Source organism: Mesorhizobium sp. BR115XR7A (assembly GCF_020165315.1).
Lineage (GTDB): Bacteria > Pseudomonadota > Alphaproteobacteria > Rhizobiales > Rhizobiaceae > Mesorhizobium > Mesorhizobium australicum.
Map to the genome: position 1 here is coordinate 71,446 of NZ_JAIUHW010000014.1, position 21,340 is coordinate 92,785.

Below are 21,340 nucleotides of genomic sequence, written 5' to 3' on the forward strand. Positions count from 1 at the left end.
GGGACATCGAAACTTGAAGGGCCTCTCGCGGATCGAGTGCCCCCGAGCATTTATCGGCCTCCCTGCCTGGCAGGGAGGCCAGTCCTCATTCGGCGGCGACGGCCCTCAGCGGTGCGTCCTTCATCTTCTTCCACGGCGCGCGGTAGAGACCCCAGACCGGGTTGTTGATGGCCAGATCCATGTCGCGGGCGAAAATGGCGAAGCCGTCATAGCCGTGATACGGGCCGGAATAGTCCCAGGAGTGCATCTGGCGGAACGGGATGCCCATCTTCTGCACCGGGTACTTCTCCTTGATACCGGAGCCAACGAGATCAGGGCGGATGCCTTCGATGAACTTCTCCAGCTCGTAACCGGTGACGTCGTCATAGATGAGCGTGCCATTTTTCACGTAATGGCCGGTGCGCTGATAGTCGTCGTTGTGGGCGAACTCATAGCCGGTGCCGACGATCACCATAGCGAGGTCCTCGTAAGCAGTGATGACGTGACGAGGACGTAGCCCGCCGACATAGAGCATCACCGTCCTGCCTTCGAGGCGCGGTTGGTACTTGGCGATGACGGCATCGACCAAGGGCCGGTATTTGGCGATGACCTTTTCGGTCTTCTCCTCGATTTCCGGGCCGAAATGCTTGGCGATGTTGCGCAGAGAGGCCTCGATCTGGGAGGGGCCGAAGAAATTGTATTCCATCCAGGCGATGCCGTACTTTTCCTCCATGTGCCGGCAGATGTAATTCATCGACCGGTAGCAGTGGATCAGGTTGAGCTTGGCCTTGGGAGCGCGCTCTATTTCGGCGAGTGTGGCGTCGCCCGACCAGTTGCCGACCACCCGAAGCCCAATCTCTTCGAGCAGGATTCGCGAGGCCCAGGCATCGCCGCCAATGTTGTAGTCGCCGACGACGTTGACGTCGTATGGGCCGGACTCGAACGCGACATCGTCCTTGTCGAAGACCCAATCGCGGATCGCATCATTGGCAATGTGGTGGCCGAGCGATTGTGAAACGCCGCGGAAACCTTCGCAGCGCACCGGTACAATCGTCTTTTCGTGCTCCTTGGCTTTCTTGCGCGACACGGCCTCGATATCGTCCCCGATCAGGCCGATCGGGCATTCGGACTGCACCGAGATGCCGCCACTGAGCGGAAACAGGTCCTCGATCTCGTCGATGATCTTTTCCAGCTTCTTGTCGCCGCCGAAAACGATGTCCTTCTCCTGGAAGTCGGAGGTGAACTGCATTGTCACGAACGTGTCGATACCCGTCGTGCCGACGTAATAGTTGCGGCGTTGCGACCAGGAATATTGCCCACAGCCGACCGGCCCGTGCGAGATGTGGACCATATCCTTGACTGGACCCCACACCACGCCCTTGGAGCCGGCATAGGCGCAGCCGCGGATTGTCATCACGCCCGGAATGGATTTGATGTTCGATTTGACGTCGCATTCGGAAAGGCCCTTGTCCTCCCCGCCGGCCTCGTCCTTGCTCGTTGCGACACTGAGGTGCTTCTTGCGACGCTTCGCCGCCTTGTCTGGATATTGGGACAGCACGTCTTCGATAAGCTTCGCATGCAAAGCGCCGTCATTCTCATAGTCGAGGCCCATGGGACCTGCCCCTTTCAAGGTTCGGGTAACGCCTCGCCAACGAGGCCTTGTTTCGTACAAAGGGGCGCCAGGTCACGGTCGGCGCCCCCTGTCGGTAGCGGCGGCTACTGAGCGACGGCCAATTTCGCTTCCTTGGCCTGAAGCTCGGCAAGCATTTGCTCGTCCGTCTTCATGATGCCGAAGTCGAGCAGCATGTCCTCGAGCTCCTCCATGGTGATTGGGGTCGGGATGGTGCCCTGGCCCGAATTGACATGGATCTTCTCGGCCAACGCGCGGTACTCCCCTGCCTGTTTGGAGTCCGGCGCATACTGGATTACCGTCATCTTTCTCAGTTCGGCGTGCTGGACGATGTTGTCGCGCGGCACGAAGTGGATGAGCTTGGAATTGAGTCTGGCGGCCAGCGCCTCGGAGAGGTCGAGCTCGCGGTCGGTCTGTCGCTCATTGCAGATCAGCCCGCCGAGCCGCACGCCGCCCGAATGGGCGTATTTCAGGATACCCTTGGCGATGTTGTTGGCGGCATAGAGCGCCATCATCTCGCCGGACATGACGATGTAGATTTCCTGGGCCTTGTTTTCGCGGATCGGCATCGCAAAGCCGCCGCACACCACATCGCCCAGCACGTCGTAGGAGACATAGTCGACATTATCATAGGCGCCGTTCTCCTCGAGGAAGTTGATCGAGGTGATGACGCCGCGGCCGGCGCAGCCGACACCCGGCTCGGGGCCGCCGGACTCCACGCACTTGATGTCTTTGTAGCCGATCTTGAGCACGTCCTGGAGTTCAAGGTCTTCCACAGAACCTTCTTGGGCGGCGAGATGCAGAACGGTATCCTGCGCCTTTGCGTTCAGGATCAGCCGGGTGGAGTCGGCTTTGGGGTCGCAGCCGACGATCAGGATTTTCTGTCCGAGGTCGACCAGGGCGGCTAGCGTATTTTGAGAGGTGGTGGACTTGCCGATGCCCCCCTTTCCGTAGAATGCGATCTGACGCAGACCTGACATGTTGCTTCCTTCCTTCTTTCCATCCATAGCGGTTACCGCGACTTCAATGCCGGTCGGCAGATCCCGCCGCCTCGCACCGATCGTTTCAAAACTCGTGCCAATTCGGCCAGTTAGATCGAAGAAGAAATTTTATGATTGCTTTTCAGCTATTTAACATTTGGCAAAAATATTAAATTGGCTAAATAGACTTGTGTCGCGGGCCCGACAAAGGCGACAGGAGATGTCGGATGAGGCCGGCAATCGCCTCGAGATGACGTTGCTCCGGGCCGGCGTCGGGAAGCCTCCACGGAAAGAACCCGCGGGCATGCAGAGCGGTGAAGAGCGGTTGTGGTCGTGACGCCCTCGTCCATGGCGGCGCGGGCGTAACCGGTTAGCCGATCCGACTTGTAGAACTCGGTGAACATAGAGATTCGTCAGCGTCACGAGGCTCGCCACGCACTTCCGAATGGCCCATGTTCTTCGTCTTCGAGCCAACCGACTGGATCAGTTTCTGGTAGGCAACGTTCGCGACCCGCAACGCTGTCTCCGCAGCCTTGTTCGCTCGCCTGCGAACTTCAGGCGTCGACCAAGCTTGGACACTAGGTCAGGCAGGCTTTCGCCAACGTCGTCGTCGGCAAGCTCTGGCGTTCGCTTGATGAGACCGTAGATTGCGTGGACGACCTCCTGCGGTGTGGGGAAGGACGCACCACGAGAGAAAAGCGCTCATAGGTATCGAGGAGCGCCGCTTCGTAGAGGAACCGGAATTTGCGGGATAAGATCAAAAGAGCGTCATCATTAAGATAACGGAAGAGTGTCATTCGTGGCATTTACCCGAGGTGCCCACGAATTGTATGCCACCGCTTAGCGAGCCAACTTTTTCATGAACTTAGCGACACAGCGAAAGTTGCGATTTTGGCGATAGGTACGGTACGCCTGGCGCTCTTGCTTGCCGTGGAACCATCATCGCGGTCACAACGAAGTCGTGCGCTTCAATTGCGGTGCCAACTCTTTCCTGCGATTATTGGCGGGGGGAGCGGGCGATGATTAAAGGCTCAATTGCTGGATGCTTGTTGGTTCTGACACCGCTGCCGGCATTGGCCGGCGATTTCGGTGGTCTGACGTTAACTTCGACGTGCGACCAATATAACAAGTCATCAGGTTCGAACCGCGCCGGCTTCGTCCACGACTTGATCGTCGGAACAAGTGCCGCAACGGGCAAAGACTACCAATCCCACCGCGTTGACATTCAAGCGTGTGTTGCAGCGACGTTCGCCCCACCCTGCGTGACGGGAACAACATCCATCCGCGAAGTGTTGGCCGCTTGCATGCTGATGGTAGGCAACTAAATCGATGAGAGCAGTATCCCGTGCCTGTGGCTGTTGAAGCGGTTTGGACGAGCAAAGAGATCATCCTCGCGATCATCGCGACAGGGCTAATTTCGGCTTTGGCAGGCTGGGTAGCCGATTTCGTTAAGGAGCGTTGGTCCGAAAAGCGGTCAGCGCGATACGCGGCGATGCGGTGCGCGATCGCCTTTGAAAGCTACGCCGCAGATTGCTGGAACAATGCCAATATGAGCGAGGGCCATTTTCATATGGCCGAGGAGGCCTATTCGGAGTCCCTTCCACCGGCGCCTGTCATTCCGGAGGATATTGATTGGCGTTCAGTGGATCCGATTTTGGCGGATGCGGTCTTGTCCTTTATGACGTCCAGCAAGATCGCGGAATCAGAGGCGGCTTACGCACGCGTCTACGAAGGCAACCCCTTCGACTTCGACGATGCTACTCGGATGCTGGGACGTCGGGCGCTGGAAATATCGTCCAAACTCCGCTCACGATATGGCATGCGACCAAGTGCAGAGTACGAGAAGATGCATAAGCGGTTGAAAGGCAGCGGCTAGCCTGTCTGGCTGGATTGACAAGACCCGCCACCGTAGCAGCGGGCCAAATTCCAATCCGGTGGGGATTTCACTCGTACCGGAAATCCTGCAGCGAGGCGTGACGCAAATCCTCCTCGCCTCGCCCGATCAGCCCAGGCTTGGCCCATATACTCCAGCGCACCCAATTTTTTGGCGATTATGTACTTTACAAACCAAGCCTCAATAGGTATCGTGAACTATATATCAGGGTTGCCATGTCTATCTTTTCCAAGCCTTATTTTCATGATGAAGCAGCCGCTTTCGAGCACCTTGAGGAGGTGCTCTGGAGGGGCGAGCCGGTATGTCCGCACTGCGGCACGATCAACAACGCTACCAAGTTGCAAGGTCAGGCTACCCGAGTTGGCGTTTGGAAGTGCAAAGACCGCCATTGCCGGAAGCAGTTCACGGCAAAGGTCGGGACTGTGTTCGAGAACGGCCGCATTCCTTTGAACAAAATGTTGCAGGCGGTGCACCTGATGGTCTCCTCCAAGAAGGGGATCAGCTCGCACCAACTGCACCGCATCCTTGAGATCCAGTACAAGAGCGCATGGTTTCTGGCGCACCGTATCCGTGAGGCAATGCGTGACGGTTCACTGGCGCGGATTGGCGGCGGTGGCGGCTTTGTGGAGGCTGACGAGACTTTCATCGGTCGCGAGCCCGGAAAAGCAAAGAAGCGCGCCTACCATCACAAGATGAAAGTGCTTTCGCTGCTCGACCGCGAGACCGGCCAAACGCGCAGTATGGTCGTGGACGACCTGAAGCCGGCGACCATAACTCCAAACTTGGAAGAGAACATCGCCAAGGAAGCCCGCGTCATGACCGAAGGCCGGACACTATTTCCACCTCAACAAGAGCTTTGCTGAACACAGCATCGTTCGGCATGGACAGGAGGAGTATGTTCGCTACGACGCTCGCCATATCCACCCACACCAACACGATTGAAGGCTATTTTTCGATCTTCAAGCGCGGCATGAAAGGCGTTTACCAGCACTGCGGCAAGAAGCACCTGCACCGCTATCTGGCGGAATGTGAGCGCTGTACCGGCACCACCTTTCGCGCGTGGTCGTGAGCAGCGATGTTCGGAGCCTTTGAGGGCTTCGACACATGACGATTTCAGAGCTTACGCTTAAGTCCAAGGATTCTGAGCCGGCGCGACGTTTCGAGGTGTTCACGGGTTCTGGACGGCGGCGCGATTGGTTGCCGGAGGAGAAAGCGCGGATCGTGGCGGAAAGCTACGATGCTGGCGAGACCGTGAGCGCAGTGGCCCGGCGACATGCATTGTCCCCGCAGCAGCTGTTCGCCTGGCGCCGGTCCGCGCGGGTGCCGTTGGCGAATGCGCCAGCACCGGAGCCGTTGTTTGTTCCAGCGGTGGTCGCGGCACAGGAGCCCGAACCGGCGGGGAAGCGCGCGAGATCGACACGGAAGCGGAAGGCCGCGCGAGAAACCGGCGTGATAGAGCTGGAGATTGACGGCGTCGCCATGCGGGTCGGTCGTGGCGCCGACGCCAGGACAGTGGCGGCGGTGATCCGTGCGCTGAAGGCGCCGTCGTGATCGGGCCGACGGGTGTGGTCAAGGTGATGGTCGCGACGAAGCCGGTGGACTTCCGCAAGGGGGCCGAGGGCCTGGCGGCGCTGGTGCGCGAGACGATGGGCGCCGATCCGTTCTCTGGCGCGGTCTACGTCTTCAGGGCCAAGCGCGCCGACCGGGTCAAGCTGGTGTACTTCGACGGCACCGGCGTGTGCCTGCTGGCGAAGCGTCTGGAAGACGGGAAGTTCTGCTGGCCTGCCATCACCGATGGCGTGGTGAGGTTGTCGGCGGCGCAATTGCAGGCGCTCCTGGAAGGGTTGGATTGGCGGCGCGTGCATGACGCCCGCGAGACGCGCGCGCCGGTCGCGGCAAGTTGATTCCATGGGAGGCTAGAGGCGCTGGCAAAGCATTGGAATGCATGATTGAATCGGCCTTGTGAGCAACCCGGCCGAGCCTCAGACCAACGATCCGATCGCGCTTCAGGCGATGCTGGCGGCGGAGCGCGCCGAGAACGAGCGGCTGCGCCAGATCATCAAGGAACTGCAGCGCCACCGCTTCGGCCGCAGAGCAGAGAGCCTGCCGGTCGACCAGCTGCTGCTGGGCCTTGAAGAGGCCGAGCAGATCGAGGCTGAAGGCTTCGCCGCGGAGGACACCGCCGATACTGCCAAGCGCGAGGCTCGCGCCAGGAAGCGCCGCGCCAACCGTGGATCACTGCCCGCGCATCTGCCGCGTATCGAGCAGATCATCGACATTCCCGACTATATCTGCCCGTGCTGCAAGGGGATGCTGCACGTCATGGGCGAGGATCGTTCCGAGCGCCTCGACATCGTGCCGGCCCAATTCCGCGTCATCGTCACGCGCCGGCCGAAGTATGCCTGTCGGAGCTGCGAGGAGATTGTAGTGCAGGCGCCGGCTCCGTCGCGGCTCGTCGAGGGCGGCATCCCGACTGAGGCGACCGTCGCCCATGTGCTGGTCTCCAAGTACGCCGACCATCTTCCCCTGTATCGCCAGGCGCAAATCTACGCCCGCCAAGGCGTGAACCTGGATCGCTCAACGCTTGCCGATTGGGTCGGCAAGGCGGCTTTCCTGCTCCGCCCCATCCACGAGCGGTTGTTCGAGCGGCTGAAGGCGTCCGGGAAGCTCTTCGCCGACGAGACCACGGCGCCGGTGCTCGATCCCGGGCGCGGCCGCACCAAGACGGGCCAACTGTTCGCCTATGCACGCGACGATCGCCCCTGGGGCGGGATCGATCCGCCCGGCGTCGCCTATCTCTATGCGCCCGATCGAAAGGCCGAGCAGCCACTGCGGCACCTTCAGGGCTTCGTCGGGATTCTGCAAGTCGACGGCTACGCGGGATACCGGGCGTTGGCCGAGCGCAATGCCGTGAGCCTGGCCTTCTGCTGGGCCCATGTCCGTCGCCGCTTCTACGAACTGGCCCAGTCCGGGCCCGCGCCGATCGCGACAGAGGCGCTCCAGCGCATCGGCGAGCTCTACAAGATCGAGAGCGAGATCCGGGGCCGCCCGGCGGAGGAGCGCTGCGCTGCTCGCCAGCAGAGAAGCCGACCCATCATCGACGCCCTCGAGCCGTGGCTGCGCGGGAAACTCGCGCTGGTCAGCCAGAAGAGCAAGCTCGCCGAAGCAATCCGCTACCCGCTGTCGCGCTGGGCTGGGCTTGGTCGCTTCCTCGACGACGGCCGCGTCGAGATCGACTCCAACGTCGTCGAACGCTCGATCAGGCCAATCGCCCTCAATCGGAAGAATGCGCTCTTCGCCGGTTCCGACGGCGGTGGAGAGCACTGGGCGACGATCGCCTCGCTCGTAGAAACCGCGAAACTCAACGGCCTCGACCCGTACGCCTACCTCGCCGACGTCATCACCCGCATCGTCGCAGGCCATCCGCAAAGCCAGCTCGACTACCTGCTGCCCTGGGCGTATGCCCCCGCGCCACTCAAGGCCGTGGCCTGAGAACAGCGGTTACGGCGGAATTTGACTTCCGCTACAACAACCGCGTGGCGTTGGGCGTTGACGATGTTGCCCGGGCTGAAAAGCTCGCCAAGGGGCTCGGCGGAAAGCGCCTGACCTATCGCAGGCCTGACGTCACCACAGCCTAAGCGCCGGCTCACACCGCGCGAGCTTTGGGAGGCGATGAAGCGGAAGCACCGCTAGGCGGCGCTTCGGTATTGAGGTTTGTGAACCTGTGCGTCTCGAAGCTCGTCGGGCACTTTAAGGCCCTTGGATACGACGAGAAGTTCCGAGCCAACGCGCTTTACCTGAGCCGAGTAGTTGAGAGAAATCTCATACTGCCTGCGCGTCTTGTAGAGAGCGCTTATTTCGTCGCAGCGGTCGTAGGTGATTATCCAAGGCCTATCGAGGCCCAGGATTTTCGTCGCGACCGCTGCATGGTCCTCGGGATCGTAGAAGCTCGTATAGAGGGTCGAGCCTTTTTTGAAGTACGGCGGATCGATGCAAAGGAATGTGCGTTCGGGGAGGTTTCGTTCGACGTGCTTGAGGAAGTCTAGCGCGTCCTTTCTGTGCAGGTGGATGTGGTCCCGGTATCTTTGCACTCGCCTAATTCGCCGCTCTAATTCGCTCTTGGTGAAGCGGCAATCAATCTTGTAGTCGCCTACCTGACCGAGGCCACCGATAACCCCTGCGTTCTTGATGATTCCGGAGCGATTTGTTCGATTCAGGAAGAACGTGGTGAAGGCTATTTCTAGTGGTGATAGGCCGCGCTGATTTCGTTGCATTTCACGTCTTCGACGCCATTCGTCGAGCGTGACAGGCGTTCGATTCATCAAGTCGATGAAATCGTCTGTTTGGTTGAGGACGACATTCCAAAACGCCCATATTCCGCGGTCGATGTCGTTGATGTGAATGTCGCTGACGTAGCCGCCGTAAAGCAAGCCGAGCGCCAGCCCGCATCCCCCGGCATAGGGTTCCGCATAGTGCCCGTACTGCAATTTGTTCAGACGGATGATTTGGGACACAAGTCCCGTCAGTGGAGCTTTTCCGCCCGGATAGCGCAGCGGTGAGGTTGCCAAAGGCATATCGCAAACGACCCTTCACTTTGAAATGATGGGGGATTTTAGCGAGTTCGTTTCGCCACGGCCATAGCTATTTTCGCGGCTTTATGGATTCGGCCGTTTTGGTCAACAATGGCGTAATCGTCGCCAGATCGTTCGCGAGTTGCAACCTGTCAAAATTCGCCGATGTCTGATGATGCTTGGTTGCGTTTCCGTTGCGGGCAATACGCATCAACGCATCGCGGATCGGATTGAGTGCCCTGCCGCTTGCGAGGCCCAAGTCTGACATCCTTTGATTGCTGAAGAATGCGTTGAAATCAGTGTCCGCATTCTTGCCTGCGAGGGCCGCCAGCGATTCAACAAATGCCCACACGCCAATCGTCAGGAGCAACGTATGTTCGACGTGCACCGCGCAAATCGAATAGTAGAGTGCCTCAAGCTTGGAATTTGTGTTGTCCTCAAGAGCCTTTGCAAGGCCCTTTTCGTATTCCAGATGGGATACGGGCCGCGGCTTCTGGGGCTGGGCTTTCCGGCGGCTTTTCACCACGGCCGGCGTGATTGTTTTCAGCGAAATGGGCTCGGTGCGCTCGCCGGTGATATCCGAACTGGCCGCCAGCTTGCGGCCGTAGGTATCGATCTGCGCACGATTCCGACGTGAATTTATCTTTTCGCCTTCTTTGAGATCATCAACGAACCGAGCGAGCTGCTTCTTTATGTCGTCGGACGGTCGAGTGTACGTCACATCGTCAGGGCTGCTTGAGTCGATGCCGATCGCCTCTCGCACAATGCTGCTGTTCAGGAAACGTTGCGCTGTCGTCAGCTTGCCTTGGCGTTCGTCCTTCGAGATGAAGCCTAGGCTTTCGGCGGCATCCAATACCGCGAGGGCAACCCTGTTGCGACTTGACCCGAAGTGGCGCGCTTTCTGCGCGGCATCCCAGTCAAGCAGACCAACGCCGCCCTGCGCGCCATCGTGGATGATCCCCATCCAATATTTGAGGTCGTCATGGTCGCCGAAAACAACAGCGCTTAGCTTCTTGATCGGAACATGGCCCGAGGTTGACGATAGCCGGGCAAAATCCTTCCGGAGATGCGGCGGCGCAAGGTCCGGATCATTAAGCAGTTTGATCGCGCATACCCGTCGGTTGCCTTCCCAAACCTGGTAGGTCTTTTTTGTGGCGGCCGATCCGGAACCGGGAATCTGAACGAGTCCAACCAATTGCAGCGGATTTGGCCCGGCTTCCGCAATGCTTCTGGCGAGATTGAAAACTTGTTCATCCTTGCACAGATACTCTATAATCTCGTCTTGAGATTCCATAGGCTCATGGCGAGGGTTTTCCTCATACAGGTAGATTCGATTCACCTCAATAGAATCCGGCTGTCGAGTTGTTGCCACTGCGTTTCCCCCCAAGAATTGTCCGTCATCGGAACAGGACATTTTTAGTATGACGGATGAGAAACACCTAACGCAATCTCAGAAGTTTGAACAGGCAGCCCGCGAATTGGGCTGTGATGATTCAGAGGAAGTGTTCGACGCTAAATTGCGGGCGATTGCCAAGCAGAAACCAAAAGATGAGCACCCGCGCCAGAAAGCCGGCAAGCCTCGGTCGCACTCAAAGTAGGGGCGACGCCGGTCATGCGTGTAGCCCGTATCTAGCGGTTGGTGCGAAAAGTACATAATCGCAGTTTTTTCGCAAGCGGGGGTGTATGGCGAGTTGTCACTGGACGGATACGATTCAAAACTCGTGCTGCATGACGTCGAGCATGAGCTTTACCCAGGATCGTTGGACTTAACCATTCACGGCGTTGTCGACCATACAGTTAAGATCTCTCTGGTCGATTGCATCCGGATGGGCAGCAACAGAAAAGCAGATGCTAAATGGACTATTTCAAAACATTTCGTCACCATATAATATTTGGTGGTATTAATTTCAACGACATAGATAGATATATTAACTTCTATTCTTCCCCGTCTGACTGACTCCTCCAAACTGTTCTGTGACTCCGATACATTTTGAACTATTATCGACCTCGATCTTGTCAAAGCGACCTTGGCTGCTAATGCTGATTTTTTCAAGGCGTACGATACACATGCTGATCGACAGAGCCGTGTCACGCAATCAGGCGACCGCAAACAACCGGTCAGCGACAGCTCGGCGTACCTCTTCGTCATGGAAGATGCCGACGATCGCTGCCCCGCGCGCCTTAGCTTCGGTGATGAGGTCGACGACGGTGGCCCGGTTGGCGGCGTCGAGGGATGCAGTCGGTTCGTCGAGGAGTATGATGGGATAGTCGACGACGAAGCCGCGGGCTATATTGACACGCTGCTGCTCGCCACCGGAGAAGGTGGCTGGTGCGAGCGGCCAGAGCCGTTCGGGAATGTTGAGGCGCGTGAGCAGCGTTTTGGAGAGCGCCTTGGCCTGGTCGGCCGGGATGCCCTTGGCGATGGCGGGGCCCGCGACGACGTCGAGGGCGGGCACCCGCGGGATGACGCGCAGGAACTGGCTAACGTAGCCGATCGCGCTGCGGCGGATTTCGACGACCTCCCAAGGTTCGGCGGCGAGGAGATCGACGGTTTCGTTCCTATGTACGACGAGGATCTTGCCGGCATCCGGCTTATAATTGGCGTAAAGCGAGCGCAGGAGCGTCGACTTGCCGGCGCCGGAAGGACCGACGAGGCAGACGCACTCACCGGCGTTGACCGTGAGTTCGATATTGTCGAAGACAGGCAGGACAATGCCGCCCTGGGCGTGCAGCGTGAAGGTCTTGGCAAGGCCAACGGCGCGAAGTGCGGGGTCCGTTGCTGAGGATATCACCAGACAATTCTCCTTGAGGGTCATCGGACCGTATGCTTGCGGTCCGCTTTCTATCAAAATACTTGACGACCTTGCCTCCACACTCCGCGAACAACGGGAATGTCGGCGATTTCAACGATGTGGCAGAGATCGGCGCGGCCGCCGATTCCAATCATCCCTCTGTCGCAAAAGCCGGTCACCGAGGCAGGGACCGAACTAACCGTGGAAATGGCCTTCGTAAGACTCATCCCGATCGGATCCCTTGTCAGTTGAAAGGCTCCATGCAACAGGCTCGCCGGAACGTAATCCGAGGCAAGGATGTCGAGGTGACCGGTTGTCGCCAGCTCACGGGCGCTTATGTTTCCCGAGTGCGAGCTGCCGCGAACGATATTCGGTGCGCCCATTAAGATGCAAATGCCAAGGGAGCGCGCAATCTCCGCAGCAGCCCGGGTTGTCGGAAATTCAGAGATCAAAACTCCAGCGTCATTCGCTTCTCGAACATGTTCAGGTGTTTGATCATCATGGCTGGCGAGCGGCAGTTGCCGAGCGCGCGCAAGGGCAATAATTCGGCTTCGGTTTTGAGGTCCTATCGTCCGTGAGGCATCGATCCATGCTTCGATTCGACGGTCGGCGTCCTCTGCCGACCAGCCATACTGCTTGATCTGCATTTCACGGAAGCGGTCGAGTTGGGGCGATTGGCGATGACCAGGGGCATGGTCCATCACCGATACGAGTTTCACAAGCGGATCGCCGACCAAAGGCGTGAACACGGACATCACCTCTTCGTCGGTCACCTCGCAACGCAAATGCAGAAAATGATCCGCTCGAAGCAGTCCATGGGCCCTGGCTTCACGAATCCCGTCGATGAGAACGGGCAGGATGCGAGCTCGATCAGCTTGTCTGGTATGATCCCGGGTCGTTGATCCTATGCAAAGGGAATCAAAAACTGTCGTGATGCCGGCTGCTATGACCAGCGCATCGTGTGCCATGACCGCCGAAAGATGATTCCACACCACGCCGGCGCGCGGCAGTGCATGCTTCTCCGAATTGTCGGTATGGAGATCGATGAGGCCTGGCGTCACATAGCCGCCTTCGAGGTCGATCGCGCCAGGCACTGTGCTTCTGCCGGCGGCGATGTCGTCGATGTAGCCATCGATGATGTGGACTGTTCCATCATAAACTTCATCCGGCAAAACAAGTCGCGCGCCGGTTAATGTCAGTTCGTTCGGGGAGAGCTTTGCCGCTGCACGGTGCGGTGAAGTATCCGTTCTTATGATCATTCAGAGCACCGAGGAAACGAGAAGCTGCGTGTAGGGATGATGCGGATCGTCCAGAACCTGGTCGGCGAGGCCGGTCTCCACCATGTTTCCTCGCCACATCACGATGATGCGGTCCGCCAATAGTCGGGCAACAGACAGGTCGTGGGTGACTATCACGACAGCCACTCCGATATTCATGACCAGGCACCGCAGCAGGTCGAGCAGCCGGGCTTGAACCGATACATCGAGGCCGCCCGTCGGTTCGTCCATAAAGACGAGGCGCGGCTTGGTAACGAGAATTCTGGCAATTTGCAGACGTTGCTGCATGCCACCGGAAAACGTTTTCGGTCGATGATCTGTGCGCAGCAGGTCAATCTCAACCTGGGCAAGCCAATTCTGAGCTTCCTCTCGTATGCGACCATAGTGGCGTGCACCGACTGCCATTGGCCGCTCCCCTATATTGCCACCAGCGGTGACTTCCATTCTAAGGCCATCTCGCGGGTTTTGGTGGACGAGTCCCCAGTCCGTCCGCATCAGCTTGCGGCGTTCCGGCTCCGATAAGGTCAAAATGTCCGTCGGTCCTTTATGATTCAGATCGTAAATGACGGAACCCTGATCAGGCATCAAACGTCCCGACAGGCAGCTGAGCAACGTCGACTTTCCGGATCCGGATTCCCCGACAATCGCGATGATTTCCCCTGGAAAGAGATCGAACGAAAGGTCCCGGCAGCCTACCGTCTTTCCATACATTTTCGTGAGCTGCCGGACGGAAAGCAGCGGCTGGCGGCGGGCGGGCTGGAACTGAGCCGCTGCTCTCATCGTGATTCCGATCCCGTTGCGATTTTCGAGGGTAAGAGCAATTCGATGTCGGCGGGATCGCCACGATCCGGTCCAAGGTGACCATGGTTCCGGCGAGTAGTGCAGTAGTCGGTGTCCGAGCAAACGAACATCCGACGACCCTTGTCACTCATCACGATCTCATCAAGATAACTGTCAGTCGCCCCACAAAGGGAGCAGCATTGCCTCCATCGCTGCACACGAAACGGATGGTCTTCGAAATCCAGGCTCTGCACCTGTGTGTAGGGGGGGACGGCGTAAATCCGCTTTTCACGGCCCGCGCCGAAAAGCTGAATGGCTGGATTGTTCGCTATCTTCGGGTTGTCAAATTTGGGAATAGGTGAAGGCGACATCAAATATCGCCCGTTTGTCATAACTGGATAGCTGTTGGTCGTCGCAATATGACCAAAGCGCGCGATATCTTCGTAAAGCTCGACACTCATCAGACCATATTCTGCATAGGCATGCATCTTACGGGTTTCGGAGTCCCTCGGTTCCAGCCGGCGCAACGGTTCGGGCGACGGCACTTGGTAGACGATAATTTGTCCCTCCTTGAGAGGCGTTTCGGGCACCCGATGACGCGTCTGAATGATTGTGGCAGCCTCTGTTATTTCGGTCGTAGCGATGCCGGCCACACGCTTGAAAAAACGCCGGATGGAGACGGCATTCGTTGCGTCGTCCGCGCCCTGGTCAATCACCTTCAGCGTGTCGTTTGGTCCAATGACACTGGCTGTGACTTGAATGCCGCCGGTCCCCCACCCGTACGCCAGCGGCATTTCGCGGCTGCCAAACGGAACCTGAAGGCCTGGAACGGCCATGGACTTCAAAATGCATCGCCGGATCATCCTTTTGGACTGTTCGTCCAGATACGCAAAATTGTAGGGTTGGCGGAAGCTGCGGCCGGCTGCGTTGTCATGAGGTCCCGTCATTCCGCGGCCTCCTTGCTTGAACGGCGGCGGTTATGCTCCTCCCGCAACTGTCTTATGAATTGCAGGTCGCCCTGGAAATCGACATAGTGAGGCAAAGTGAGATGCGAGACGAAACCGGCCGCCTCGAGATTGTCGGTATGGGACAGAACGAACTCTTCATCCTGAACAGGGTATTTTGCTTCCTCGCCGTATTCGCGACAGCGCAACGATCGGTCAACGATTGCCATTGCCATCGCCTTGCGCTCACTCTTTCCAAATGAGAGACCATATCCGCGGGTGAAGCGCGCAGGCTCGTCTTCCGAGCCCCCAAAGAAATCCAGCATCTGGCATTCCGTGACGATGATGTCGCCAATAGAAACAGAAAAGCCCAATTCCTCGGGTAGGATTTCTATCGTGACATCCCCAACCCTTGTTTCCCCTACGTAGGGATGGGCAGCGCCATAGCCACGCAGCGCTGAATACGCCAAACCCACGACAAATCCCTCATCGCCACGGGCCAGATTTTGCAAGCGCTGATCGCGACCGGCGGGCATGGCAAGAGGATCTCGGGTGAGATCGAAAACCGGTGACTGGTCGGGTTCCGGCAACTCGGCTTCAATCAGGTCTTCGTCGGAAATGCTGTCGAAGGCACGCGGAAAAGTTGGATCCAGCGGATCATCCGCGACCTTCGCTTTCGGCATATCGCAATCAACAATATCGAGATGATCAAAATCAAGCAGCCTATGTGTGTACTCATAGGTCGAACCGAGAATCTGCCCTCCGGGAATGTCCTTGAAGGTTGCTGAGACGCGTCGCTGAATGGCCATCCGGGCTGTATCGAGCGCGTTTGACACTGCCAAGCGCGGTAGAGTCGTGCGAAACGCCCGGAGAAGGAAGATCGCCTCAACGGCGTCGCCTTGGGCTTGTTTCAATGCCAATGCCGCAAGCTCTCTATCGTAGACAGAGCCCTCACACATCACTCGGTCGACAGCGAGACCGAACTGCTCGGCAATCTGCCGGACCGTAAGTTCGGGAACTGCTGGGTCTCCCCGCCGATCCTCCGCAACCAAACCATGTGAGTTGAGGATAGCCTCCTCCCCACCTTTTACGGCAACATAAGCCATCTAGATCTCCCCGGATATGCTGCGAGGAAGAGCGATAATTGCATTTCCGGAGGTAAAGAGAACATCGACTCCACTCGGATAAAGCTCATGATTGAGCTCCCAGTCCTCCCAAAACCAAGATGCAAGCCCATCAACGTCCACCGAAACTTCGCGCTGGATGCCCGGTCCACGCCACCGAACAGGCGGACCGCCGTTTAAAGATGGCACCTGGACAACAATCGTCGTCGAGACCTGAGGCTCCAATTCTGTTCCGGGATTGAACTCGGCCAGGCGCGGCATCGTCATCGGATTGGCCACAATGGCAAATGTCGATCTTTCAACGCTGTCCACAAACGGCACCCCGCAGTGAAACCCAAGGTACTTGCGAACCGAAGGTAGATTCGACCGGGAATCGAGCCAGACCGGTGTTTCGCAATCCGCAAGCGTGAGGCAGACGGCGGCGGTCGCCGGATCAAGGGGACCGACTGCCGCAGTGGCAGAGACCAGCGTTTGCGGCCTGCCGACATATGCATACGCATCTAACACGCGGCGGAATGTGTCCTGGCTATCGAAGACAGGATTTGCGAATCCGGGCTCAAGCCCGGCAGTATCCAAAACGCTGATCATTCCGGACTGATGCCTCGAGCCATTGCGAAAAAGTGGACCTTAGTCGAAGCCGCTTTGCGGCTCTTGATCTCACGGCGGGCGGATTGCGCGATTCCAAATTCGGTAACGAACCGAAGTACGCCGCTCGCACTGTCATCTGTTCCTTGCAACAGCGCATCGAAAACTGCCGCCAGTTGTGCATGACGCTGGTCGCGCCCGAGGACGAAGGCGAAGCCCGTCATGCCATCGGCCAACCTAACGGCACATCGGGTCATCGTGACCTCACCAAGGTTGAATAGGGCGCCGGTACCCCCGGCGCGTCCACGCACAAGCACGAGGCCGGTTTCCGGTCGGCGAAGCCAATCAAATTGCGGCTGGATGGCCAGGTTGTCCCAGGCCCGCTCAAGTTCATCGCATCGGGCTCGCGCGAGAACCGCCATCCATCGCTGCCGCTTTTCAACTTCAATCCGCACCGGTGTTCGCCGCTTCGATTAAACGCCCGGCTCAGGTCCGGGCTCATCAGGGTGTTGGACATTGATGCCTAGATGTCTAGGTATCTCCGGATAGACATAGTTCCTTTTTGCAACGATTTGATGACAGGGCATCGGCCCATCAAGTATTATTGCGATCCCGACTGGCAGAGCGGCCGCCTGATCCGCCAGAGGTGGTCTCGCGAATAAGCCGCCGTGTTCACACGCGACTCTTCGCGCTTATTCGTTCGTTTCAATAAGATATTCGTACCGGTCGCTTCGTATGACGCTGAAAGCGTATTTGATCGGTAAGCCATCCGGCGTTACGTCGACATTGGTCTCAAAAAGTACCGGGCTGGACGAAGATATTCGCAGGAGCTGCGCTTCTTGCGGGCTAGGTCTTCGGGCCGTGATCCGTGTCCATTTCCGCTTATATTCCGCGATGCCGCAGCGCTTCAAGGCGGCAGTGGGAGAGTTCATTCCCTCGAATGCGGTGGCGAGGCCAGGAACGCGCGCTGCCGGATAGTAGCTCGTTCCGGTCGCCAAAGGCCAATCATTGATGAATGAGGTCGACCTGACCTCGGTAACCAGTGCTGAGGGAGCGATGTTCAAATGACTTGCAATATCAGGTTCGACAGAAGTTTCGTTGATCGACAGTATCTCCCGCTTCACGGACTTGTTCTGACCAAGGAGCTTATAAGTGAACCTGGGATCGCTGTTCAGTTTGTGTGAAACGAAATCATCAGCAACAAAGGTTCCGACACCATGCTGAACTCGCAAGGCGCCTTCAGATTCCAAAACCTTGATGGCATTGCGCACGGTATGCCGATTGACGCCAAATCGGTCTGCCAAGACAAAATCGCCAGGCAGGCGGCCATCCTGGAAGGCTCCCGCATCAATATCATTGAGTAGAGCGGACCGAACCAGTTCCCAACGCTTCATTGAACACCATTTTCTTTTCGGTTCGAATCAATATCGTCTCCTGGAGCGATATAACTGCTCATTGTGTATTATCGGAAAAGCGGGCAATCGGAAAATGTATCGCCGGGCAGTCCAAGGACGCATGAAAGCGTTGGAGTTAAGCGCGTCGCTTCAGCCCCTTCCGCGACCTCATTCGGAACAGCCGGCCCGGAAATAATGCAAACACGATCATCCGCAGCAGAGCCAGGTCGAAAACCATGGGTAGATTTGTATTTCGGACAGCCGACCGGTTGGTCTGCCGGATGGTGTGCCGGGGTCTCTTCGAAATCACATTCTGGCGGCGCCGTGAAAGTGGCAATTCTGTTGCGGAGTTCAATTGGTAGATGATCGCTATTCCAGGCCTCTGCGCCATACTGGAGCAATTTCTTGGTTACCTCTCGGCGGTCCATATCGCTTTCAACCAAAACGTGCAGCGTTGCACCTTCGGACTGCCACACCTTTCCCGGAATGATCAGGTCCGGCAAGATTGATGTTTTGATGTTACGGTGGCCATGATCGCTGACGATCGCAATCGTGTAATCATCACGCCGACCTGCCCGGCGCAGACTATCCAAACAACGACCAACGAGAGAATCCGCGAAAGCGATCGCGAAATGAGCTTCGTCGCTCCCATAGCCGAAGTCATGCTGGAAGGCGTCCGTGGCATTGATCTCCGTAATGAGAAGATCAGGTGCCTCTTCTGACTCGAGCAGACTGGCGGCCGCGGCGATCGTAAGCTGGTCACCGATAAGCGTCCTGGTAATGCTGGATACGCCGTCCGGCCCGCTGAATTCAGGTACGTAAGAGGGCAGCGGGATGGCCCCCAGTCGGCCGCGTGGATCCTTTATCTTCAGCAGTGACGGCGTACTCCCATCGCTGGGGATCTTGATGAAGCCCGGGCCACGCAGCCAGCAAGGTGGAACATAGATGGACGTATCTTCCGGCTTAATGAGGGCGTGCCCGATGCAAGCCACGTCGAGGCCGGCACGCGAGGCAAGAGTCGCAATCGTCGGAACGAGGAGGTGTTCTGCTTCAGCTGCAACAAAGGCGCCGTCACTCAGGATGCGATTGCCAAAGATACCATGTATCTCGGCTCCGACACCTGTGAGTATGGAAGCCCGACCCGGCATGGAGGTCGCTGGTACCGCAGAGCGCATGCGGCGTACGAGATATCCATCGGCTGCCAGTGACGATAAGTTTGGCAGACGGTTGGCATGTGCTTGGAAATAGTCGGCGCTCACGCCATCGATCATTATGAGAAGAAGTTTTCGATGCGTCATTGCAATCTAGCTCACTCAAAAGAGATTAACGTTTTATACATGCTATCCAGTGGCCTGCGCCGACTTGCCGAAGATCTGGCGTGACCTTGGCACATTCTGCGCTGGCAATTGAGCACCTCGTTCTAAAGACGCAGCCTGATGGAGGTGTAACAGCGCTCGGAACTTCGCCTTTCAGAACTACCCGTGCTCGGCGAAGACTTGGATGGGGAACGGGAAGCGCTGAAACCAGGGCTTCGGTATAAGGATGAGCGGGCGCATTTCGAAATATTTCGGCCGGTGCGATTTCCACGACCTTACCGAGATACATTACGATTACCCGATCTGCTATATGGCTAACCACTCGCAGATCATGCGAGATGAACAGGATCGTAAGAGCATGCCTTTCCTTCAGATCAAGAAGTAGATTAACGATCTGAGCCTGGACCGAAACATCGAGCGCCGATACGGGCTCATCGGCGACGACGAAATCCGGCTCGGTGGCCAGGGCCCTGGCGATGGCAATCCTTTGGCGTTGCCCCCCACTAAAAGCGTGAGGGTGACGCGAGCCGTGTGCTGGGGATATTCCGACTTGAGATAAGAGTTCGGCGATCCGTACCTGCCGCGCCTGCGTTGTCAGATGAGCTTTGTGGATTGACAGCGGGTCACCAACAATTTCCGCCACAGTCATGCGCGGGTTGAGGCTGCTATACGGGTCCTGGAACACCATCTGCATTTGCCGCCGAAAAGAATACATCTCTTTGGACGACAGAGCTGTCAGATCGGTCCCTTTAAATCGGATCCGACCGGAACTCGGCGTGACAAGCCGCAGCAAGCTCCGACCTAATGTCGTCTTGCCTGAGCCGGATTCGCCGACCACGCCCACGATTTCGCCAGGAGCAATGCAAAACGATATTCCATCGACGGCTTTTATGGATCGTTTCAACCTGAACGGTGAGATGTTGCGGAGTGGCAGATGGACGCGAAGGCTGTCAACTTCAAGCAAGGGCTTGCCACCATAGGTGATCGGGACTGCACCGGTTTCGGGCGTTTCAATATCGCTAATATTAGCATTCATAGGACAGCCTCCGGCTCCCCAGCGGCCTCCACGATTTGACGCCAATGCATGCAACGCACGCTGTGCCCGCGGACTGTTTCGAGGTCCGGTGGGCGGTAGGCGCAATCAGCGGCTGCATGGCAGCATCGTGGGCGAAAGGAGCAGCCAATTGACAGGTTTGCGAGGTCCGGAGGATCGCCGGGCACGGCAGAAAGCCGCCGGGAAGATCCGTCTCCGGAGTGGAGGCCCGGCCGCGCTTTTAGTAGACCGCGAGTGTAGGGCATCCACGGATCGTCGAATATCTGCATGACATCGCCTTCTTCGACAATTCGGCCGGCGTACATCACCAGAACCCGGTCAGCGATCTCGGCGACGACGCTGAGGTCATGCGTGATGAACAGCAGTGCCATGCCAGTGTCCGCCTGCAACTCGTGAAGGAGGCCGAGAATTTGCGATTGAACTGTCGCGTCGAGCGCTGTGGTCGGTTCATCGGCGATGAGTAACTTAGGGCGACACGAGAGTGCGATCGCGATCATTGCTCTTTGTCGCATGCCACCGGACAGCTGGTGCGGGTAATCGTCCAGGCGGCGTTGAGCGTCGGGAATACCGACGCGATCAAGCATTGCCTTTGCTTGCCGGCGCGCCTCACGAGCACTGCACTGTTTATGGGTTCGAAGAACCTCCGCGATCTGCTCGCCTACGGTGCAGACGGGATTAAGCGCCGCCGCGGGTTCTTGAAATATCATGGCAATTTCGTTGCCCAAGATCGTGCGTTGACGTCGTTGAGAAATCCGGAGAAGGTCCTCCCCTCCATAGAGGACCTTCCCCGCAACTACGCGCCCCATCGACTTTGGGATAAGGTTCAGGATAGAAAAGGCAGTTGCCGATTTGCCCGATCCGGATTCTCCGACAAGGCACACAGTACTCCCTTGCTGAACCGAGAACGACACATCTTCGACTGCTCTGACAGTGCGACCTTGGGAGTAGAAATAGGTGCGTAGATTTTCGACACGGAGAAGCTCGCTCTGTTTCATCCTAGACTTACCTAGTTGCTGGGAG

At 57.7% G+C, this 21,340-nt stretch carries 21 protein-coding genes and 2 pseudogenes; 8 read left to right on the forward strand and 15 right to left on the reverse strand.

The annotated features are described in order from the left end of the window. Positions 1-85: 85 nt before the first annotated feature. Positions 86-1,591, reverse strand: a complete 1,506-nt coding sequence (gene nifD, locus LB557_RS25890) for a nitrogenase molybdenum-iron protein alpha chain (protein WP_027033208.1) — start codon at positions 1,589-1,591, stop codon at positions 86-88. A gap of 104 nt (positions 1,592-1,695) precedes the next feature. Then, complete coding sequence (gene nifH, locus LB557_RS25895) at positions 1,696-2,589, reverse strand: nitrogenase iron protein (RefSeq protein WP_006331760.1); 894 nt, start codon at positions 2,587-2,589, stop codon at positions 1,696-1,698. Positions 2,590-3,608: 1,019 nt separating this feature from the next. Between nifH and LB557_RS25900 the strand changes: the two genes are divergently transcribed. The 7 genes and pseudogenes from LB557_RS25900 to LB557_RS25930 all read left to right on the forward strand — a co-directional run. Further along, complete coding sequence (locus tag LB557_RS25900) at positions 3,609-3,914, forward strand: hypothetical protein (protein WP_152536177.1); 306 nt, start codon at positions 3,609-3,611, stop codon at positions 3,912-3,914. A gap of 20 nt (positions 3,915-3,934) precedes the next feature. Then, complete coding sequence (locus LB557_RS25905) at positions 3,935-4,465, forward strand: hypothetical protein (protein WP_152536178.1); 531 nt, start codon at positions 3,935-3,937, stop codon at positions 4,463-4,465. Between the two features lie 233 nt (positions 4,466-4,698). Next, positions 4,699-5,510, forward strand: a pseudogene (locus LB557_RS25910) (IS1595 family transposase); the annotation flags it as partial. Positions 5,511-5,587: 77 nt separating this feature from the next. Beyond that, positions 5,588-6,034 (forward strand): IS66-like element accessory protein TnpA, encoded by a 447-nt coding sequence (tnpA, locus tag LB557_RS25915; protein WP_027033206.1) that lies wholly within the window; start codon positions 5,588-5,590, stop codon positions 6,032-6,034. Between the two features lie 26 nt (positions 6,035-6,060). After that, positions 6,061-6,387: an IS66 family insertion sequence element accessory protein TnpB gene (tnpB, locus tag LB557_RS25920; RefSeq protein ID WP_224690299.1), complete on the forward strand. Its 327-nt coding sequence runs from the start codon at positions 6,061-6,063 to the stop codon at positions 6,385-6,387. A 109-nt stretch (positions 6,388-6,496) separates the two neighbouring features. Beyond that, on the forward strand, positions 6,497-7,975 hold the full coding sequence (gene tnpC / locus LB557_RS25925; RefSeq protein ID WP_106406564.1) for an IS66 family transposase: 1,479 nt from the start codon (positions 6,497-6,499) through the stop codon (positions 7,973-7,975). Positions 7,976-7,989: 14 nt separating this feature from the next. Beyond that, positions 7,990-8,121, forward strand: a pseudogene (locus LB557_RS25930) (IS1595 family transposase); the annotation flags it as partial. Positions 8,122-8,172: 51 nt separating this feature from the next. Here LB557_RS25930 and LB557_RS25935 read toward each other — a convergent pair. Together LB557_RS25935 and LB557_RS25940 are read right to left on the reverse strand one after the other, a co-directional pair. Beyond that, complete coding sequence (locus LB557_RS25935) at positions 8,173-9,057, reverse strand: DNA adenine methylase (protein WP_027033204.1); 885 nt, start codon at positions 9,055-9,057, stop codon at positions 8,173-8,175. 67 nt (positions 9,058-9,124) lie between these two features. Then, a complete protein-coding gene (locus tag LB557_RS25940) occupies positions 9,125-10,393 on the reverse strand; it encodes a hypothetical protein (RefSeq protein ID WP_152536179.1) in 1,269 nt (422 codons plus the stop codon). A gap of 82 nt (positions 10,394-10,475) precedes the next feature. On the opposite strand from LB557_RS25940, the gene LB557_RS25945 reads away from it, so the two are divergent. After that, on the forward strand, positions 10,476-10,652 hold the full coding sequence (locus tag LB557_RS25945; protein WP_167334892.1) for a hypothetical protein: 177 nt from the start codon (positions 10,476-10,478) through the stop codon (positions 10,650-10,652). A 498-nt stretch (positions 10,653-11,150) separates the two neighbouring features. Here the strand turns inward: LB557_RS25945 and phnL are convergent, their stop codons facing one another. The 11 genes from phnL to LB557_RS26000 all read right to left on the reverse strand — a co-directional run bounded on the left by phnL (position 11,151) and on the right by LB557_RS26000 (position 21,315). Beyond that, positions 11,151-11,846: a phosphonate C-P lyase system protein PhnL gene (gene phnL / locus LB557_RS25950; RefSeq protein ID WP_224713126.1), complete on the reverse strand. Its 696-nt coding sequence runs from the start codon at positions 11,844-11,846 to the stop codon at positions 11,151-11,153. A gap of 53 nt (positions 11,847-11,899) precedes the next feature. Continuing rightward, positions 11,900-13,105: a phosphonate metabolism protein PhnM gene (phnM, locus tag LB557_RS25955; protein ID WP_080680392.1), complete on the reverse strand. Its 1,206-nt coding sequence runs from the start codon at positions 13,103-13,105 to the stop codon at positions 11,900-11,902. After that, complete coding sequence (phnK, locus tag LB557_RS25960) at positions 13,106-13,903, reverse strand: phosphonate C-P lyase system protein PhnK (protein WP_051371143.1); 798 nt, start codon at positions 13,901-13,903, stop codon at positions 13,106-13,108. Next, the gene (locus tag LB557_RS25965; RefSeq protein WP_051371145.1) at positions 13,900-14,850 is read right to left on the reverse strand and encodes an alpha-D-ribose 1-methylphosphonate 5-phosphate C-P-lyase PhnJ; all 951 of its coding nucleotides are present in this window, start codon (positions 14,848-14,850) and stop codon (positions 13,900-13,902) included. The genes phnK and LB557_RS25965 overlap by 4 nt, the downstream gene beginning before the upstream one ends. Then, positions 14,847-15,953 (reverse strand): carbon-phosphorus lyase complex subunit PhnI, encoded by a 1,107-nt coding sequence (locus tag LB557_RS25970; protein ID WP_027033200.1) that lies wholly within the window; start codon positions 15,951-15,953, stop codon positions 14,847-14,849. Before LB557_RS25970 ends, LB557_RS25965 begins: the two co-directional genes overlap by 4 nt. Beyond that, positions 15,954-16,559 carry a phosphonate C-P lyase system protein PhnH gene (phnH, locus tag LB557_RS25975; protein ID WP_027033199.1) on the reverse strand — a complete coding sequence of 202 codons (606 nt, stop codon included), beginning with the start codon at positions 16,557-16,559 and terminating at the stop codon, positions 15,954-15,956. Beyond that, entirely contained in the window at positions 16,556-17,011 is a 456-nt protein-coding gene (phnG, locus tag LB557_RS25980) for a phosphonate C-P lyase system protein PhnG (RefSeq protein ID WP_027033198.1), read from the reverse strand. The genes phnH and phnG overlap by 4 nt, the downstream gene beginning before the upstream one ends. A gap of 237 nt (positions 17,012-17,248) precedes the next feature. Beyond that, the gene (gene phnF / locus LB557_RS25985) at positions 17,249-17,950 is read right to left on the reverse strand and encodes a phosphonate metabolism transcriptional regulator PhnF (protein ID WP_080680390.1); all 702 of its coding nucleotides are present in this window, start codon (positions 17,948-17,950) and stop codon (positions 17,249-17,251) included. A gap of 68 nt (positions 17,951-18,018) precedes the next feature. Beyond that, entirely contained in the window at positions 18,019-19,248 is a 1,230-nt protein-coding gene (locus LB557_RS25990; protein ID WP_051402054.1) for an alkaline phosphatase family protein, read from the reverse strand. Between the two features lie 25 nt (positions 19,249-19,273). Next, the gene (locus tag LB557_RS25995; RefSeq protein WP_080680389.1) at positions 19,274-20,302 is read right to left on the reverse strand and encodes an ABC transporter ATP-binding protein; all 1,029 of its coding nucleotides are present in this window, start codon (positions 20,300-20,302) and stop codon (positions 19,274-19,276) included. Further along, positions 20,299-21,315 carry an ABC transporter ATP-binding protein gene (locus LB557_RS26000; protein ID WP_027033197.1) on the reverse strand — a complete coding sequence of 339 codons (1,017 nt, stop codon included), beginning with the start codon at positions 21,313-21,315 and terminating at the stop codon, positions 20,299-20,301. Before LB557_RS26000 ends, LB557_RS25995 begins: the two co-directional genes overlap by 4 nt. Between the last annotated feature and the right edge of the window lie 25 nt (positions 21,316-21,340).

What these genes read in the sequence shown, in the direction of transcription:
- phnM (WP_080680392.1), bottom strand. Translation starts at nt 13,105, where the DNA reads ATGATCATAAGAACGGATACTTCACCGCACCGTGCAGCGGCAAAGCTC.
- phnH (WP_027033199.1), bottom strand. Translation starts at nt 16,559, where the DNA reads ATGATCAGCGTTTTGGATACTGCCGGGCTTGAGCCCGGATTCGCAAAT.
- LB557_RS25990 (WP_051402054.1), bottom strand. Translation starts at nt 19,248, where the DNA reads ATGACGCATCGAAAACTTCTTCTCATAATGATCGATGGCGTGAGCGCC.
- phnK (WP_051371143.1), bottom strand. Translation starts at nt 13,903, where the DNA reads ATGAGAGCAGCGGCTCAGTTCCAGCCCGCCCGCCGCCAGCCGCTGCTT.
- LB557_RS25970 (WP_027033200.1), bottom strand. Translation starts at nt 15,953, where the DNA reads ATGGCTTATGTTGCCGTAAAAGGTGGGGAGGAGGCTATCCTCAACTCA.
- tnpA (WP_027033206.1), top strand. Translation starts at nt 5,588, where the DNA reads ATGACGATTTCAGAGCTTACGCTTAAGTCCAAGGATTCTGAGCCGGCG.
- phnF (WP_080680390.1), bottom strand. Translation starts at nt 17,950, where the DNA reads ATGAAGCGTTGGGAACTGGTTCGGTCCGCTCTACTCAATGATATTGAT.
- LB557_RS25945 (WP_167334892.1), top strand. Translation starts at nt 10,476, where the DNA reads ATGACGGATGAGAAACACCTAACGCAATCTCAGAAGTTTGAACAGGCA.
- LB557_RS26000 (WP_027033197.1), bottom strand. Translation starts at nt 21,315, where the DNA reads ATGAAACAGAGCGAGCTTCTCCGTGTCGAAAATCTACGCACCTATTTC.
- LB557_RS25900 (WP_152536177.1), top strand. Translation starts at nt 3,609, where the DNA reads ATGATTAAAGGCTCAATTGCTGGATGCTTGTTGGTTCTGACACCGCTG.
- LB557_RS25965 (WP_051371145.1), bottom strand. Translation starts at nt 14,850, where the DNA reads ATGACGGGACCTCATGACAACGCAGCCGGCCGCAGCTTCCGCCAACCC.
- nifD (WP_027033208.1), bottom strand. Translation starts at nt 1,591, where the DNA reads ATGGGCCTCGACTATGAGAATGACGGCGCTTTGCATGCGAAGCTTATC.
- LB557_RS25995 (WP_080680389.1), bottom strand. Translation starts at nt 20,302, where the DNA reads ATGAATGCTAATATTAGCGATATTGAAACGCCCGAAACCGGTGCAGTC.
- tnpC (WP_106406564.1), top strand. Translation starts at nt 6,497, where the DNA reads ATGCTGGCGGCGGAGCGCGCCGAGAACGAGCGGCTGCGCCAGATCATC.
- nifH (WP_006331760.1), bottom strand. Translation starts at nt 2,589, where the DNA reads ATGTCAGGTCTGCGTCAGATCGCATTCTACGGAAAGGGGGGCATCGGC.
- tnpB (WP_224690299.1), top strand. Translation starts at nt 6,061, where the DNA reads ATGGTCGCGACGAAGCCGGTGGACTTCCGCAAGGGGGCCGAGGGCCTG.
- LB557_RS25935 (WP_027033204.1), bottom strand. Translation starts at nt 9,057, where the DNA reads ATGCCTTTGGCAACCTCACCGCTGCGCTATCCGGGCGGAAAAGCTCCA.